Annotated in this window: 12 protein-coding genes; 7 read left to right on the top strand and 5 right to left on the bottom strand. The window is 59.1% G+C overall.

Features of this window, described 5'->3' with window-relative positions:
• The first annotated feature begins 22 nt into the window (after positions 1 to 22).
• The 6 genes from JNN07_25925 to JNN07_25900 all read left to right on the top strand — a co-directional run bounded on the left by JNN07_25925 (position 23) and on the right by JNN07_25900 (position 6,276).
• Positions 23 to 1,303: a bifunctional folylpolyglutamate synthase/dihydrofolate synthase gene (locus tag JNN07_25925; GenBank protein MBL9171197.1), complete on the top strand. Its 1,281-nt coding sequence runs from the start codon at positions 23 to 25 to the stop codon at positions 1,301 to 1,303.
• Positions 1,304 to 1,526: 223 nt separating this feature from the next.
• Positions 1,527 to 2,324: an SIS domain-containing protein gene (locus tag JNN07_25920; protein MBL9171196.1), complete on the top strand. Its 798-nt coding sequence runs from the start codon at positions 1,527 to 1,529 to the stop codon at positions 2,322 to 2,324.
• Positions 2,325 to 2,792: 468 nt separating this feature from the next.
• A complete protein-coding gene (locus JNN07_25915) occupies positions 2,793 to 3,266 on the top strand; it encodes an Rrf2 family transcriptional regulator (protein ID MBL9171195.1) in 474 nt (157 codons plus the stop codon).
• 26 nt (positions 3,267 to 3,292) lie between these two features.
• Entirely contained in the window at positions 3,293 to 3,715 is a 423-nt protein-coding gene (gene nifU, locus JNN07_25910) for a Fe-S cluster assembly scaffold protein NifU (GenBank protein ID MBL9171194.1), read from the top strand.
• 199 nt (positions 3,716 to 3,914) lie between these two features.
• Entirely contained in the window at positions 3,915 to 5,180 is a 1,266-nt protein-coding gene (locus JNN07_25905; GenBank protein MBL9171193.1) for a cysteine desulfurase, read from the top strand.
• 25 nt (positions 5,181 to 5,205) lie between these two features.
• Complete coding sequence (locus JNN07_25900) at positions 5,206 to 6,276, top strand: Mrp/NBP35 family ATP-binding protein (protein MBL9171192.1); 1,071 nt, start codon at positions 5,206 to 5,208, stop codon at positions 6,274 to 6,276.
• A 676-nt stretch (positions 6,277 to 6,952) separates the two neighbouring features.
• Here the strand turns inward: JNN07_25900 and JNN07_25895 are convergent.
• The 3 genes from JNN07_25895 to JNN07_25885 are packed head-to-tail and all read right to left on the bottom strand — an operon-like array spanning position 6,953 to position 9,400.
• A complete protein-coding gene (locus JNN07_25895) occupies positions 6,953 to 7,453 on the bottom strand; it encodes a hypothetical protein (protein MBL9171191.1) in 501 nt (166 codons plus the stop codon).
• 42 nt (positions 7,454 to 7,495) lie between these two features.
• Positions 7,496 to 8,005, bottom strand: coding sequence for a hypothetical protein (locus JNN07_25890; protein MBL9171190.1), 510 nt, complete (start codon positions 8,003 to 8,005; stop codon positions 7,496 to 7,498).
• 18 nt (positions 8,006 to 8,023) lie between these two features.
• Complete coding sequence (locus JNN07_25885; protein ID MBL9171189.1) at positions 8,024 to 9,400, bottom strand: RHS repeat-associated core domain-containing protein; 1,377 nt, start codon at positions 9,398 to 9,400, stop codon at positions 8,024 to 8,026.
• 633 nt (positions 9,401 to 10,033) lie between these two features.
• Here JNN07_25885 and JNN07_25880 point away from each other — a divergent pair.
• On the top strand, positions 10,034 to 11,476 hold the full coding sequence (locus JNN07_25880; GenBank protein MBL9171188.1) for a hypothetical protein: 1,443 nt from the start codon (positions 10,034 to 10,036) through the stop codon (positions 11,474 to 11,476).
• A gap of 390 nt (positions 11,477 to 11,866) precedes the next feature.
• Here the strand turns inward: JNN07_25880 and JNN07_25875 are convergent, their stop codons facing one another.
• Both JNN07_25875 and JNN07_25870 read right to left on the bottom strand, forming a co-directional pair.
• Positions 11,867 to 13,624, bottom strand: a complete 1,758-nt coding sequence (locus JNN07_25875; protein ID MBL9171187.1) for an ASPIC/UnbV domain-containing protein — start codon at positions 13,622 to 13,624, stop codon at positions 11,867 to 11,869.
• A gap of 21 nt (positions 13,625 to 13,645) precedes the next feature.
• Positions 13,646 to 15,352, bottom strand: a complete 1,707-nt coding sequence (locus JNN07_25870; protein ID MBL9171186.1) for a VCBS repeat-containing protein — start codon at positions 15,350 to 15,352, stop codon at positions 13,646 to 13,648.
• Positions 15,353 to 15,469: the final 117 nt, after the last annotated feature.

The following is a 15,469-nucleotide window of genomic DNA, read 5'->3' as shown; positions in this document are numbered from 1 at the left end:
CGCCTGGGGCATCGTCGGGGCGATGACCTATCAGGAAGCGATCCAATTCCTCCACGGGTTGGGCCAGTTCAGCATGCGACTTGGACTGGAACGCACCGTCCAACTCGCGGCCGAACTGGGTTCACCGCAGGAACGGCTGCGTTTCATCCATGTGGCAGGAACCAACGGCAAAGGCTCAACCTGTGCCTTCCTGGAGAGCATGTATCGGGCGAGTGGACTCAAGGTGGGCCTCTTCACCTCACCCCACCTTGTGCACTTCGGCGAGCGCATCCAGATCAACCGTCGGCTTCTGCCGGAAGCAGCAGTGGTGGATCTGTTGAACCGAATACGGCCAGCCTTGACGAAACTGAGCGAGCCGGATCATCCGACGTTCTTCGAGGTGGTAACCCTCATGGCCCTGCTCCACTTTGCAGACGAGCGCTGCGATGTGGTGGTCTGGGAAACCGGCCTCGGAGGTCGGTTGGACGCCACGAACATTGTCACTCCTTTGGCGAGCGTGATCACGCGCATCGGCCTCGATCACCAGCAATGGCTCGGAGACACGGTGGCCAAGATCGCCGCCGAGAAAGCCGGGATCATCAAACCAGCCATCCCCTGTGTCAGCGCCCCCCAGCAACCGGAGGTGGAACTGGTTTTGCGGGAGGTTTGCCGGTTGAAGAGCGCCCCACTGCGTCTGCTGACCACGGAAACGGCCGAGTCACCGGGGCTCCATGGCGTCCAGCTTCCGTTGCCAGGCCCGCACCAGCGGCAGAACGCTTCCGTCGCACTGGCCACCGTCGAAACGCTCAACCATCAGCTGCCCGTCTCGCTGGCGGCCCGAAAGCAAGGGCTCGAACAGACGACCTGGCCGGGCCGGTTTCAGCGGGTCGCCTCCCCCCGAACCATCCATATTTTAGATGGTGCACACAACGCGGATGGAGCCCAAGTGCTTCGGGACACACTGGAATCAGAATACCCAGGTCAACAGGCTGTCTTCGTCCTCGGAGTGCTCAAGGATAAAGCTTGGGAAACCATGATCGAGGTCCTGCTCCCGCTCATGAAGCGACTGGTTTTGGTGCGGGTGGACAGCAACCGCACCGCCACACCGGATGAACTCGAGCCCTTCTGTCGATCGCGTGCCCCACAACTCCGCATCGAAAAGGCGGACACGGTAGCTGCAGCGCTGCGGTCAACCCGGGATGCCGAGCTCTCAGTGATTGCAGGCTCCCTGTACCTGGTCGGCCAAGCGCTCGAGCTGCTCCAGCCCGCTGAAGGACCGTCACTGCCCGAACGCGCCCTGAACGAGTGGGCCCCAAAATCATAAGCGGTAAGGCGGGCTTTGATCGAAGATCGATCCGACGAGGTTTATCCTGAAAATGGCAGTTGTAACCACGGATTTCTCGGATGACTCGGATGGAAAAGCATTTGTGTGGTTCACCAACTGCCGAACCACCTACCATCTACCACCTACCACCTCGCACTCCAGCGATCCCCCCCACTTTGCACTTTCGTGAGGCGGCAGCCTTCCTTACTCTCCTTCCCTTAACATGACTCCGAGCCTCGACTACTTAACACAATGCCGACAAATCGTCGACCGGGTGGAAGCCCAGTCGTCGGCCATCCGCCAAGCCGCCGATTGGTTCGCTGCCACCATCCTGGCTGGTCGAATGGTTCATCTCTTCGGATCCGGCCATAGCCGCATCCTGGTCGAGGAAATGTGGCCACGCTATGGATCCTTTCCAGGTTTCAACCCCATCGTGGAACTCAGCCTCAGCTTCCATAACTTGGTCGTGGGTGCCAACGGGCAACGCCAAGCCATGTTCCTGGAGAACGTCCCTGGCCTCGCTGCTCGCATCCTGAGGAACTTTGACCTGTCCCCAGTCGACACCGCCCTGGTCGCCTCCTCCAGTGGATGCAATCTGGTACCCATCGAGATGGCCGAAGGCTTTAAGGCTCGAGGAATCCGGGTTGTGGCCGTCGTCAGCCAACGCCACTCGGACGCGAGCCAAACTCGTCACCCCGGCGGGAAAAAGCTGCAGGACTTCGCCGATCTGGTTCTCGACACCGGAGCCCCCGTGGGCGATGCCATGGTGCGAGTCCCCGATCTCGACACCCCCGTAGCCCCGGGGTCGACTATCGGAGGCTGCCTCCTGATCAATAGTGTCAAAGCCGAGGTAGCCGCACGGCTCACCCAAGCTGGACACCCTCCGAAAGTCCTGACCGCCAGCGCTTTGGTCGGAACGCCTCGAGCCACGGAGCTGTTCGAAGCGGCCTACGACGAACACGCTCGACGGCTAGCCAAGCTCTACGAGCGGCTGGGCGCTGTGCCAGCTGCCAAGGGGTAAGATCAATTCCGGGTTAAAGAGGTGGTAAAGGCGGGACGGACTCGGCAGCCTGATGCCGAGCTTTCAGCCCTGGATGGGAGGTGGATCGTAACCTGGGGTTGTCACCCCAGGCTGGGATAGGACGCACCGTTGATGCTCAAGCCCGACGAGCCTTCGACCCAATACCAAAGCCAGCCTAGACCAGTGAGCCCAGGTTCGAATGGAATGGATCAGTCGTGTTGGAGTCGGCGGGCCACAGGCCCAGCACCATCCCAGCCTGGGGTGACAACCCCAGGATTCTTCACCCGACACGCGCTAAGGGCTGAAAGCCCGCACCATCGCAGGGAGTTACCCGCTCAATTCAACCTGAATCTCCCCCACTTCAAATTACACCCTCTCCTCAACTAAATCTTAACTCTCCATTGACTCTCTCCAACTTCGTTCCTACATTGAGGAGCAATAGGACCGATTTAGTCCTGTATTGGGTTTATGCAAATTACTCGAGCAGTCGAATACGGAGCCATGGGGCTCATTTGCCTGGCGCGCCGAGCGCCGGGGCAAACGGTCATGGTGGAGGAGATTAGCCAGGAGGAAGACGCTCCGCCAAGTTTCATGAGCAAGATCTTCCAGAGCCTGGCACGAGCGGGATTGGTTCGGTCGGTTCGCGGCTCCGGCGGCGGGTTTACCCTCGCCCGGTCCGCCGAACAGATCACTCTCCTCGAAGTCTTCGAAGCCATCGAGGGCAAGATGGCTCTCCAACGCTGCCTTCAAAGTGCCTCCAGCTGTGAGCGCCAGGAAGGTTGCGCCTTGTGCAGCGTGTTCGAGCAAGCCCAGGACCAGGTGAAGGATGTCTTCGCCCGCACCACGATTGCGGACCTGGAAAAGAAACACCTTCCCGCCGGCGCCGCCCGTGCGCGCGCCAAAGCCCGCGAGGCGACCGAAGCCCTTTCAATAAAGAACTGACAACAATTTCAACGAGGACAAGCCACATGAGCGAAACCTACACTCTGTATAATCAAACCGTGATGGATCACTTCCTGAATCCCCGCAACATGGGGGACATCAAGGACGCCGATGGTATCGGCGAAGTCGGCGCTGCCGCCTGCGGAGACATCATGAAAATCAGTTTGAAGATCAAGAACGGCCGCATCGAGGATGCGCGGTTCAAGACCTTCGGCTGCGGCTCCGCGATCGCCAGTTCCAGCATGGCCACCGAACTCATCAAGGGTCGCACTATCGAGGAGGCCATGAGCTTCTCCAATCAAGAGGTCGTGGATGCCCTCGGAGGCCTCCCCCCGGTAAAGATCCATTGCTCGGTGCTCGCCGAGGAAGCCCTCAAGGCCGCTCTCGAGGATTACGTCAAAAAGAATCCGGAATCCACCGAGACCGCCAAGACCGCAGCCACGGTCTGATTCGCGAGCTCCACTCGCCTCCTTCGTACGCCCCGGAGAACCTGATGGTTCCAGGGGTCTCAGCCTTCGACGCGCCGTTGCTGGAGCATTCTTGCGTCCGATAGGACAATTCGCGACCTGCGAAAGGTGAATCCTTCCCGCAGGAAAGAAAAAACTTTCTCGTCACCCTTGGCACTTCGCAGTAGAGCCTTACACAGCTATGAAACACGTGTTTCTCGATCATCAGTCGGCAACGCCCCTCCTCCCCGAGGTTTTCGAGGAGATGAAACCCTTTTTCACCGAGGCCTTCGGCAATCCCAGCTCGCTCCATCACTACGGACTTCAGGTTCGGGATGCACTCAAGAAGGCGCGCGCGCGCATCGCGGCGATGATCAACGCCGAAAGCGAGGAAGAGATTTTCTTCACCTCGGATGGCACCGAGTCGGCGAACTTGGCCATCAAAGGCGTTGCCTATGCGAACGAGCGTCGCGGCAAGCACCTGGTGATTTCCGCAACCGAACATCCCTCCGTCGTCAATTCGGTGGAGTTTCTGGAGAAACAGGGTTGGACCTGCACCCGCGTGCCGGTCGATGCCGAAGGCCGGATCAAACCGGCGGATGTCGCTGCCGCGCTCACCGACAAGACCGTGCTGGTGGCGGTTCACCACGTGAACCACGACATTGGCACGATCCAGCCCATCGCCGAGATCGGCCGGCTGTTGAATGAGAAGTCGATCCCGTTCTACGTCGATTGCGAAGCCAGCGCCGGATGGTTACCCATCGATGTTCAGGCCATGGGAGCCAACCTGGTCTCCTTTTCCCCGCATCGTTTCTACGGGCCCAAGGGCGTCGGGATCCTGTATCGGAATCGGAAAGCCCGACTCGTGAGCATCCTGCATGGTGGCGTCCAAGAAGGCGGACGCCGCGCCGGAACCGAAAATGTGCCCGCAATCGTTGGTGGCGGCCTGGCCGCCGAGATTGCCGTGCGCGAAATGCCTGCCCGCGCAGCCCACACGGCGCGCCTCCAAGCTCGTCTATGGAAGGGGCTCAAAGAGAAGATTCCTTACATCAAGCTCAACGGGCCGGAGCCCGGGCCCGAGCGGATCTCCACCAACCTGAACCTGAGCACTGAGTTTATTGAAGGCGAAGGACAGCTGCTCAGCCTGGATGTCGCTGGAATCGCCGTGGCCAGCGGGTCAAGTTGTGTGAGCAAATCGCTGAAGATCTCGCATGTGTTGGCAGCCATTGGACTCGACCATGCCCTGGCGCAGGGAAACATCATCATGACTTTGGGCCAGGACAACACGGAGGAGGAGGTTGACTACGTCGTGGAATCCTTCTCCAAGATCGTCACCAAACTGCGGGCCATGTCGCCCATGTGGGAGGAGTTCGAGAGCGGAGTGATCGATTCCGTCATCAATCCAACCGGCCGAGGGGTGTCGTTTTCAGCGCATGCCGCCGCCGTCTCTGGTAAAGCCGCCCACTGACCGCCTAAGACTAGACTACCGCACCATGGACTTGAATCCCTCCACCATCACCGAGGCGCTCAAAGCAGTTAAATATCCTGGTTACTCCCGCGACATCGTTTCCTTTGGCCTGGTCAAGAACGTAGCGGCCAACCAGGGAGCCGTCAGTCTGCTGCTCGCGCTCACGACTCCGAACGCCGAGATTGCGGCCCAGCTGAAAGCGGAATGCGAACGCGTGCTGAAGTCGATTCCCGGCATTTCCCATACCCACATCGAAGTCAAACTGCCCGCCGGCCCATCGCCTGCCGCGGGAACAGCCCAAGCTGCTGCCGGTCCAAACCCCTGGTCGAATCAGAGCCGGGTGGCGGGCATCAAGCGCATCATCGCGGTGGCGAGCGGCAAGGGCGGCGTGGGCAAGTCCACCTGCTCCGTCAACCTCGCCTGTGCGCTGAGCCAACTGGGACTCAAGGTTGGACTTCTGGATTGCGACATCTACGGCCCGAGCATTCCCCTCATGATGGGCGTCAAAGAACGTCCGACGGTGAATGACGAGGAGAAGCTCGTGCCCGTCTCCAACCACGGCGTGAAGCTCATGAGCATGGGCTTCCTGCTCGACGGCGACGCCCCTGTCATATGGCGTGGGCCCATGATCGTCAAAACGATCCAGCAGTTCATTTTTTCGGTAGCTTGGGGCGACCTGGATTACCTGCTCGTCGACCTCCCCCCCGGCACGGGCGATGCCCAGCTGACCTTGTGTCAGACCGTGCCGTTGGATGGCGGGGTGGTGATCACCACGCCTCAGGAGGCTTCATTGGGAGTGGTCCGCAAAGGGATCGCGATGTTCGAGAAAGTGAACGTGCCCATTCTGGGGCTCGTGGAGAACATGAGCTATTTCGTGACCCCTAACAACGAGCGACTGGAGATTTTCGGTCATGGCGGCGGGAAAACGGAGGCCGAGCGACTTCATCTTCCGTTCCTAGGTGAGATCCCCCTCTACACCGCGATTCGGATCGGTGGCGATCAAGGAACGCCCGTGACGGTTTCCGCTCCGAAGGAAGCCCCGGCCCAAGCCTTCGCCACCATCGCGAAAGCCATCCACGCCCGCTTCGCCGAGTGATCCACGAGGGGGTTGAAACTGTAGGAGACGACGTAAGCAGTCATGAATGATGAGTGACGAGTTGGGAGCGTGAGTATTCGCCCCCGCTTTGATCGTCCGTGCCCGGACGATCCCACTTGGGCAACTCATAACTCACTTCAACTCATAACTCGGGTCCCTCTGGCACCTGCCTCCCCGGTCTGTCATCCCCCTATGGAACAGCACCCTGAAAGGCGTGCCACCCGCAGGCGCGTAGGTTGACGAAAGGCTCTTGTTTGTTGAATAGCCGTGAAACAAGCTCCAGAAGCCGGTGGCATCGCTGCGCGATGCTCCGTGTTTTTTGACGCCTCCGGGGGTGCCAGCACCCCCGGAACTGTTAAAAGTACGGAGCATCGCGCAGCGATGCCACTGGCTTCGGAGACTTGCGTCAACCGCTTCAAGGAATCTATCAGTTCGTCAGTCCATTGGCCGACGGTTGGCACGCCTTTCAGGGTGCTATTTACTCAGGAGCCGACAGACCGGGGGTGTCGCTACGCTCCACGCCCCGTATAATCTCTGTGAACCCTACGGGTTCTCGGCTTCGGCATCAGGAACTCACGCGAACACGTGAGGATCCCTACAACTTGTGTAGCCCCCATTTCTGGAAGCGAAGATGAGAGCCCTCTACCGCTTTCCCGCCTCCCCCGGAGGGAAGTCCTTAGAATGCGATGATCTGGGTATAAACCTCGTCGGACACGGGTCGCCACCAAGTTCCCTCCCCGAAGGGCTCGAACCCGTTAGGACAACCCAAAGTCCTGTAGAGATCGTCGTCAATGATAAGCCCAGGCGGTAGCAACTCGGGAGTCGCTACCTCTTTCACGATCTCGTTCCAGTCCGGGCCTAAAGCAGCTTCCCATCCCACCAACGCAAACCGGAATCCCTTAAGCAATCTTAGCTCCGCATGGATAAGTTTTGTAAGTTCTACTCTTGCAGCTGTCGTGCAGACCCGTTGTGGGAGTCCACCCGCGCTGACTCCGTCCGGAATCGCCCAGCACCAGATCACGTCTCCCCGGGTCCAGATAGCCCCTGGATCGTGGCTAAACCCAATACTATTGCCATCCGACAACTCGAATCGGATGCTCTCGAAGTGTTGAACAATGAGCTCGGCAGACCTCCGATGTTGTCCGCACTCCGCCGCCAGCATGAATAGGAAAGCCATGGTGATTCTCTCCTTCTCAGCGTGAAACACACGACAGACCCTTCACCGCCTGCGAGTGCTCACCAAGTTGAGGTAATCCTGATCCCTCAATGGTCTCCACCAGGAGCGCTGACCAAACCGCTCAAACGCGCGCGGGGAGCCAAGTTTTGACCACAGATCATCGTTGATCACCAAACCCCGCGGCAACGAGTCAGGATCAACCATAGCCTGCAGGATTTCATCCAAATCGCACTGTGTTGCAGCCTCCCAACCAATGAGCGCAAAACGAAAGAGATCCACCCTTCTCAATTCCTGATAGCCCCGCTTTACAATTTCAACTCTCAGGGCATCGCTTGTGATGCGTTGGCTTGCCCCACTCGCGCTCACTCCGTCGGGAAAGACACTGCACCAAAACACACCGCCTCGGCACCATACGTCGTTCGAGTCTGATTTGAAGAACATGGGCGAACCGTCTGAAAGCACCCAACTCACCTGAAGAAAGTGCTCCACGATCCGATGGGCACTGGGTTCGTCGGAGCCACATTCCGCAACCAGCATAAACAGTATAGCCATTCTCTCCCCTCCTTCACTTCACGGTGTTAATGGTGACCACAGCGGCTGCGTCTCATAGATCCGCCTCTTAAACTCAGCGACCGGCATCGGGGCAGAAACTCCTATAAAAGCATGCCCTTCCAAGTCTTTGGGGTCAGGCCTGACCGTCAAACGAGGATCTACGAGGCCCTCGTATATGCCCCAAACTCGAGCTTTCCCGTTGGCGATTTTTCCTAGAATGAACGGGTGCATGAGTGAAGGGTTATTCGGGGTAACCGAGAGGCCCTGATCCGTTGGCATCACCATACCATCGCGAACATTTTCAATATCCTTCGGACGAATCCCAAGATACGACCCAACTTGGGTTTCCCCATCAGGCAGTAAGTCTGGCATGGACTGGCCGGACATCCCTCGATAAAGAATCCTTCCTTCAGTCTCGTCATCATCCTCAAAAGCAAGTCCCAACCCCAGCCCCGTCGCTACCGTGGCGAGACCAGCAAGTGCACCGACTCCGCGGCCGGTTAAATACTCCATCGGATCGCCCCTCCGCAGTCTCGTCGCCTGCACCAGGGATCTACCGATCAGATTCCGTGAATGAACGAAAGCTCGGCCGACGGTCGGAAGCGCCATCCGAGCCACGGTCCCGATACCACCCGAGGTGACAGACTGCATTCCCAGGGACTCATGTCCGCTCGGATCGGTATGATTCACCGGCTCATTCTCGCAATAGCTGTATTTGTGGAGACCCGCCGGAAGCTCCGGTCGGCCCTCATAGGAATCCATCGTTCGGAATCGGCCGAGATGCGGTTCATAGTGCCGGGCGCGCAGATCCAGTAACCCGCTGGCCGAGTCATAGAACTCGCCGGCATAACCGGCCGCTTCGCAATCCGTCTCCCATTTCGTCGCGATTCCGCCAGGCAACTCACCGCCAAAAGCATCGTAATTACGTAGTCCAGCGAGCTCTCCTCGTTCCTCCACTTGCCCTCGCACGGAGTGATGTCCATCTACCACCGCGTAACGCGCTCCATCTCGCCCCACTTCCGTGATGGGATGTACGCCATGAAGGTAGGCACGGTCCCCTTCCCCACCCTCCCCCTGCTCAGCCAGTCGCTGCGCATAGCCACTCGGATGCTGCGGGTCGATAACGAATCGCGTCAGGTTCGTTCGCCATCGCTGCTGAACCTCATCCCATCGAACCGTCTGTTTCCCCACCCGCTGGCCATCGGCGTCATACAAAACCCTCGTCGTCAGGGAGTGCGCAGAAGACGATTCGGCTGCAACCGCTGGAATGAGTCCGGAGAGTATGAAGAGAAGGGAGAGGAACCCAAGGCTCCACGCCGTCGAGGAACACCCGCCAAAGCGGAGGCTCTCGGCCGCCTCGCGCCTGCGATCGTTCACTGGAGTGGTATCGAACATTCTCTCCTGAGCCTGCCAGCTCACCCGGATCAAACAATCCCATAAACTAGGGGTTAACGGCAGATTAACCGTGAGTCACACCCTAGTTCTAGCGGGGTGTGACTCTGATCTTTACCTCCAAAAATGGGGACCACACAAGTGGGCTGATACCGGTGTTTCCCAACTTGTCGGAAGGGCTCGAACCCGCAGGGTTCAAAGAGAATAGCCGGGGGTGCTCGCACCCCCGGAACTGTTGAAAGTACGGAGCATCGCGCAGCGATGCCACTGGCTTCTGAGACTTGCGTCAACCGCTTTAAGGAACCTCCTCAGTTCGTCAGTCCATTGGCCGACGGGTGGCACGCCTTTCAGGGTGCTGTTTATTTAGGAGCCGAAAGACCGGGGGTGTCGCTGCGCTCCACGCCCCGTAATCTCTTTGAACCCTGCGCGTTCTCGGTTTCGGGTTCAGGAACTCACGCGAACACGTGAAGATCCCCTACAACTTGTTTAGTACCCATTTTGGGAGGTGAAGACCAGAGCCCCGGCTCCCCGGAGGGAAAACCCGCTGCCCTCACTCGGAAAAAATCAGTTCCGTCCTAGCAGGTGAGCCTCGCACACGCTTGCTACCCTGGCTCGGCCCGGGTTTAATCGGCGCCAATGCCGTGCCTGACGCATTCGATCGATATTTCGCTGCCCGCGGACCTGCGCGAGATCCTCTGCAACACTCCCGGCCTCGAACGAGCCTATGTTGTCGGCGGCGGCGTTCGCGATGCGCTGATCGGTCGCGACTGCAAGGACTTCGATGTCGAGGTCTTCGGCCACAGCTTCGATTCGCTCGGACGCCTCCTGGCCCCTTTCGGGAAACTCGACCTGGTCGGCAAGTCGTTCGGTGTGATCAAGCTCACCACGCGTCCCGGCCAGACTTTCGACTTTTCACTCCCGCGCCGCGACTCCAAGGTCGGGACCGGGCACAAAGGATTCCAAACCAGCTTCGATCCCAGCCTCGATCTCGCCGAAGCCACCGCCCGACGCGACTTCACCGTCAACGCCCTGCTGTTTGATCCACGCCAACGTCAGATCATCGATTGCCACGGCGGGTTGGCCGATCTCGAAAAACGCATTCTTCGCCATACCAGCAACGCGTTCTTCGAGGATCCGCTGCGAGTCCTGCGCGGCATGCAGTTCGTCTCCCGATTCGATCTCTCCCCGGCGCCGGAAACTATCGAACTGTGCCGACAGATCGCCCCCAGCTGTACGGAACTCGCGCCCGAACGAATCCGCGACGAATGGTTTAAGTGGGCCAGTCGAAGCACTCGACCTTCAGCTGGTCTCCGTTTTCTAAGTGATACCGGATGGATTGAGCACTTCCCCGAAGTGGCCCAACTGCGGAGTGTGCCCCAGGATCCAGAGTGGCATCCGGAGGGCGATGTGTTCGTTCACACGGGCCATTGCTGCGATGCCATGGTCGCACTGCCGGAATGGCAGCGGGCCGACGAAGCATCGCGGGTGACCTGGATGCTGGCCATTCTCGCCCATGACTTCGGAAAACCCAGCACGACCCGGCAGGAACTCCGCCACGGAAAAATGCGAATTGTCTCGCCGGAACACGAGGCAGCCGGCGGTCCGCTGGCCCAGACATTTCTTGAGCGCCTCAAAGCTCCCAATGACATTGTGGCCCGAGTGCTTCCCCTGGTGATCAACCACCTGGCACACCTGCAAGCCTCGACTGATCGCGCGGTGCGAAGGTTGGCCAATCGGCTCCAGCCGGAGACGATCGAGGGCCTCTGTGTCGTCATGGCGGCCGATTGTCTCGGCCGCCCCCCGCGACCGGCGGTCCTTCCCCAAACCCTGGTGGACCTGCGGGCCAAGGCCGGGCAGCTCTGCCTCCAGCACCAGGCGCCCAAGGGAATCCTGCTCGGTCGGCATTTGCTCGCCTTGGGCATGTCGCCTGGAAAGGAAATGGGAGCAATCCTCCACGCCGCCTTCGAAGCCCAACTCGAGGGCGAGTTCCAGGACCATCCCGGCGCGCTGCGATGGCTCAAAGTTCAAAGCGAGATTGCCCTCCCTTCAGAACTCAGATCCCGGCTGGATCAGGGGTGACCGGCAGTGACAAGCGAGTGGTAGAGGGCTTGAAGGGAAAGTCGGGAGTCATTCAAAGCAAGAGTTTGGCCCACGGAACACGCGGACCACACGGATTCGGAGGGCTTTCAGAAGAGCAGTAGGGTCAGTCGGCCCGATCTTTGCAAGTCCCTCTTCCGATCCGTGTGGTCCGCGTCGTCCGTGGGCAATATGTCCCCGCTCGAATTTCTGCGGGCCCGCTTTCACCCCTTCTCGATCGGGCAGCGATCTCAGGAGGTTCACGGCCTTCAGAGACCTCGAGGTTTTGTCGCCCCGCACGCAGTGCCTCCTAGCAGCAAACAGCGCCGACGCGAAGCCAACAGGTTTCCGCATCTCACAACAGCCGTGCCATCGCGTCGGCGGTGTTTGCTGCTAGCGAAAGCTTTTCCGACTCTCGTACAACTCGAGGTTTCGCTGCAGTTTGATCCGTCGCCCCTCATCTCCAGAGATCTTAACGAGCTCGATCGCGTCCTTCAATGCCGCCACCGCATCTGCAAAGCGCCCCGCCTGAGCGTAGGAGGCGCCCAATGTGTCGAGCACCGTGACGTCGCGTCGATTCGTCAATTGTGCGGCTTTCTCCGCCCACACAACCGCGCTCGCTCCATCGCGCATCGCCGGATCGGGATGAGCCGCTAAGTCCCAGGCCAGATTGTTTAGCAGGAGTAGATTCGTCGGGCTCACACTTAACCCGGCTTGATAAATGGAGACCGATTCCGTCATCCGTTTGGCCCGCGCCAATTCGCCGCCGGCCCAGGCGATTAACTTCGGATACTCCGGATGCCCGCTGAACGAGGACACGTGCTGACGGACATACCAAACCGCGTCGTCAAGCGCCCCCGCCTTCATCAGCTCAAGTGCCATCAAGATCGCCTTATCCGGGCGGGGTTGAGGGATGCGATGCCAGCTCCCCGGGAAGGGCAGCACCTGATCGATCAGTGTTCTCGGGGACCCAGCCAGTAGACGAAGGTCGCTGCGCAACTTCTCTAGGGTCACCGGACCCCGGTAAACCGCAGCGAGCATTCCCTGGCTATCAATGAGGAAGCTGGTCGGAACAGGCATCGGGCGGTGCTGAGCGAACGGCAGATCGTAAAGGGATTGGAGCCTCGCGATGAAATCATTGGTGGGAATCCCACCCTGGAACGGAAAGTTGAGTTGCTTCAGCAACGCCTGGGCATCCGCGGGAGTGGTCGTCTGAGATTCATCCTGGCCGTCCAAGGCCACCGCGATGACTTGGAGATCCAACGCCTTAAGTTCATCCGCATGGGCGGTCATCTCCTTAAGCTCAGCCAGGCAAGGGGCACACCAACTCGCCCACAGATTCAGCAGAACCGGCCGACGAAGCGAGTTGCTCAACGAGAGGGTTTCTCCCGCAAAGGAACGAATGCTGAGGGGAGGAACCGGCAAGCGATCCGTCAGCAGGAGACTGGCCTGCTCAGTCGCCTTGGGAACTTTGGGAACCGAAGGCTCCAAGGGCTTCCGCTTTCCGCGGCTCAAGGGCGACCGCGAGTCGGATTCCGCCATCGATTTGCTGGGCTCTGCTCCCTGAACCAATACATGATATTGATCCAGTTCCAAACCCGAAAACGTCTGCGCCTCCGCTCCAGGCCATCGAACCACGACCCGATCCAACTCATTCGCTTCTCCCACTCCAAAATGAAGCCACTTGCTGGACTGCCCGAGAAAGCCCTCCCCGGCCCGCAGGGTCCGGATGACATCAGGACGATCTTTGAACTTCAATTCCACGCGCGCACCAATGGCGTCGCGATTCACCGTGCGCCCCTCCAGCCGGAGCCCCAAAAAGCGGCGCTGAGCAGCCGGAGGCAAATCGTTGCGCAGAAAGCGAACTCGTGGGGCGGTCCGATTTGAGACCCAAACATCGAGGTCACCATCCAGGTCCCAATCTGTCATCGCAATCGCGCGAGCATCGTCCGGAAAGTCAAACCCGCTGGTCGCCGAGATCGTCGCAAAGCGTCTTCCACGTGTGTTGAGAAAGACACAGTTCCTTTCCTCTCCGCTCATCGACAAACCATCCCGGAGCAGCTTGTTTACCTTCGCCAGATGAGCCCGAAACTCAGAGTCGGGTACAGCAGCGGACCGGATTTCGGTTCCGGTAACCGGAGAGTGCGACACGACCTGCCGCCAATGAAGACTTCACAAATCATCCAGATCCGGTCCGGTTACGAACCCATTCGCAACCAGCAGATCCTCCCATCCGTCGTTGTTCAGGTCGGCAAAAACCGAGGCCCAAGCCCAACGACCCATCGTAATCCCCGCATCCACACTGACGTCACGAAACCCAGCCTTGCCCAAATTCTCGAACAGCACATTCCCTCGGGCCATAAGCTGGAACCGCCCCTTGACCTCCTCCGACGCCCCCGGCTTAAACGTGGGCTGCCGAGTAACCCGACTACCTGCCCCCGAGAACATCGCCCCCATGTGGATGTCCATGAGTCCGTCACGGTTGATATCTCCAAAGGAGGCGGACATTCCAAATGCCCCCTGATCCAACCCAGCCTCGGAAGCCACATCGCGGAAGCGGCCCCCTTCGTTGCGATACAGATTGTTTTTTCCAAAGTCGTTCGCCACATAGAGATCCAGATCCCCATCGTTGTCGTAGTCATCCCAGGCGGCCGCAAAGCTGAACCGATGATTGTTCTCGTTGAGTCCCACTTGACGGGTGACATCAGTGAAATTCCAATCACCCTCGTTCCGATAAAGATGATTCTCCCCGCCGTTGTTGGCATCGAAATAAGGCACGGGGATGGCCAACTCGGAAGCAACCCCTCCTACTCCAAAATAAACACAGGCATAGATGTCCAGCCGACCGTCCGCATCATAATCAGCCACCGCCAAGCTGTACACGTCGAGCAGTCCCGTCAGAAAACGACGCTTCGTGAACCGGCCCGAGCCATCGTTGGACATCACCAAAAGTCCCGAGGTCAACCCTACCAGAAGATCCTGGTCCCCGTCGTTGTCGAGGTCGACCAGCAAAGCGCTTTGCGTTTGGTCCAGGAAATCAGCACCGGAGTCAGCTGAGACATCGGCCAAGGTTCCGTCCTTCTGTTGGACGTAGAGTCGATTCGGAAGACCGCCGTTCTGACACACGTAAAGATCATCCAGCCCGTCACCGTTCACATCCCCCAAAGCCAGCCCGTTGTGACCAAACTGATAAATCTTGAAGTAGTCCTCAATGCGATGCCGCCAATGCGGCACACTGTAGCACAACTGGTCGCGGTAGGATGGCACTTGAGCAAAGACCGCCTCGGTGCAATCGCTAAGTAAGGGACCCGCCGAACCTTGCTTTCGAACCTGTTCAAAATCCTGCAGCTGCACCGAAACGATCCGGGGACTGCCCTCCGTCGGATCCAGTCTCCACCGGATGAGCCAGGTACTGTTCTGCTCCAACATCCCGTTCGCCAACTCCCCGATCAAGGCGACGTACTGACGCGTCTCGAAATGGTTGGTCGCCCCCAGCGAAATCTGAAAAACCTTGAACTTGGAGCGCACGGTCCCGGGCTTGGCAGCTGCGAAAGGTTCCGCCAAAGCGCGCACGAACCGAGTGGACGCGTCTTCGCCCTTGAACTCACGGGTCGCGCTCGATGTTCGTCTCACACCGAACACGCCATCCTGGTAAGTCTGATCCGCAGCAGCCTCCTCCTGCAATACCGCCTGAAAGCCCGAAACAAATACGGCCTTCAAATGATCCTGATCTGCGGTCTCAGGATGCTCAAACATCTTCCCCAAAAGCTTGAGACGCTTGCCCGCATCATCCGTAAGCCCTTCGCTCTCCCATCCGTCCTTACGCGGGTCCGGCACTAAGGCGCTGGCGGCAGAGGCCGGAAACGCGTGCCAACTCAAAAAAAGTCCGACCAGCGCTGGAACAGCCCAGGAATGCGGCCGCCATCCAGACAGTAAAAAAGGGATGGCCCATCGTGCACGATGGACCATCCCCAGATTGTGAAGAACCTTTTTCAA

It is taken from the genome of Verrucomicrobiales bacterium (assembly GCA_016793885.1).
Lineage (GTDB): Bacteria > Verrucomicrobiota > Verrucomicrobiia > Limisphaerales > UBA11320 > UBA11320.
Note: the sequence above shows the minus strand (reverse complement) of the source record. Positions and strands in the feature narration are given on the sequence as shown.

Coding starts and splice junctions, on each gene's coding strand:
- JNN07_25885 (MBL9171189.1), bottom strand. CDS start 9,400: ATGTTCGATACCACTCCAGTGAACGATCGCAGGCGCGAGGCGGCCGAG.
- JNN07_25925 (MBL9171197.1), top strand. CDS start 23: ATGACCTATCAGGAAGCGATCCAATTCCTCCACGGGTTGGGCCAGTTC.
- JNN07_25920 (MBL9171196.1), top strand. CDS start 1,527: ATGACTCCGAGCCTCGACTACTTAACACAATGCCGACAAATCGTCGAC.
- JNN07_25890 (MBL9171190.1), bottom strand. CDS start 8,005: ATGGCTATACTGTTTATGCTGGTTGCGGAATGTGGCTCCGACGAACCC.
- JNN07_25915 (MBL9171195.1), top strand. CDS start 2,793: ATGCAAATTACTCGAGCAGTCGAATACGGAGCCATGGGGCTCATTTGC.
- JNN07_25905 (MBL9171193.1), top strand. CDS start 3,915: ATGAAACACGTGTTTCTCGATCATCAGTCGGCAACGCCCCTCCTCCCC.
- JNN07_25880 (MBL9171188.1), top strand. CDS start 10,034: ATGCCGTGCCTGACGCATTCGATCGATATTTCGCTGCCCGCGGACCTG.
- JNN07_25895 (MBL9171191.1), bottom strand. CDS start 7,453: ATGGCTTTCCTATTCATGCTGGCGGCGGAGTGCGGACAACATCGGAGG.
- nifU (MBL9171194.1), top strand. CDS start 3,293: ATGAGCGAAACCTACACTCTGTATAATCAAACCGTGATGGATCACTTC.
- JNN07_25900 (MBL9171192.1), top strand. CDS start 5,206: ATGGACTTGAATCCCTCCACCATCACCGAGGCGCTCAAAGCAGTTAAA.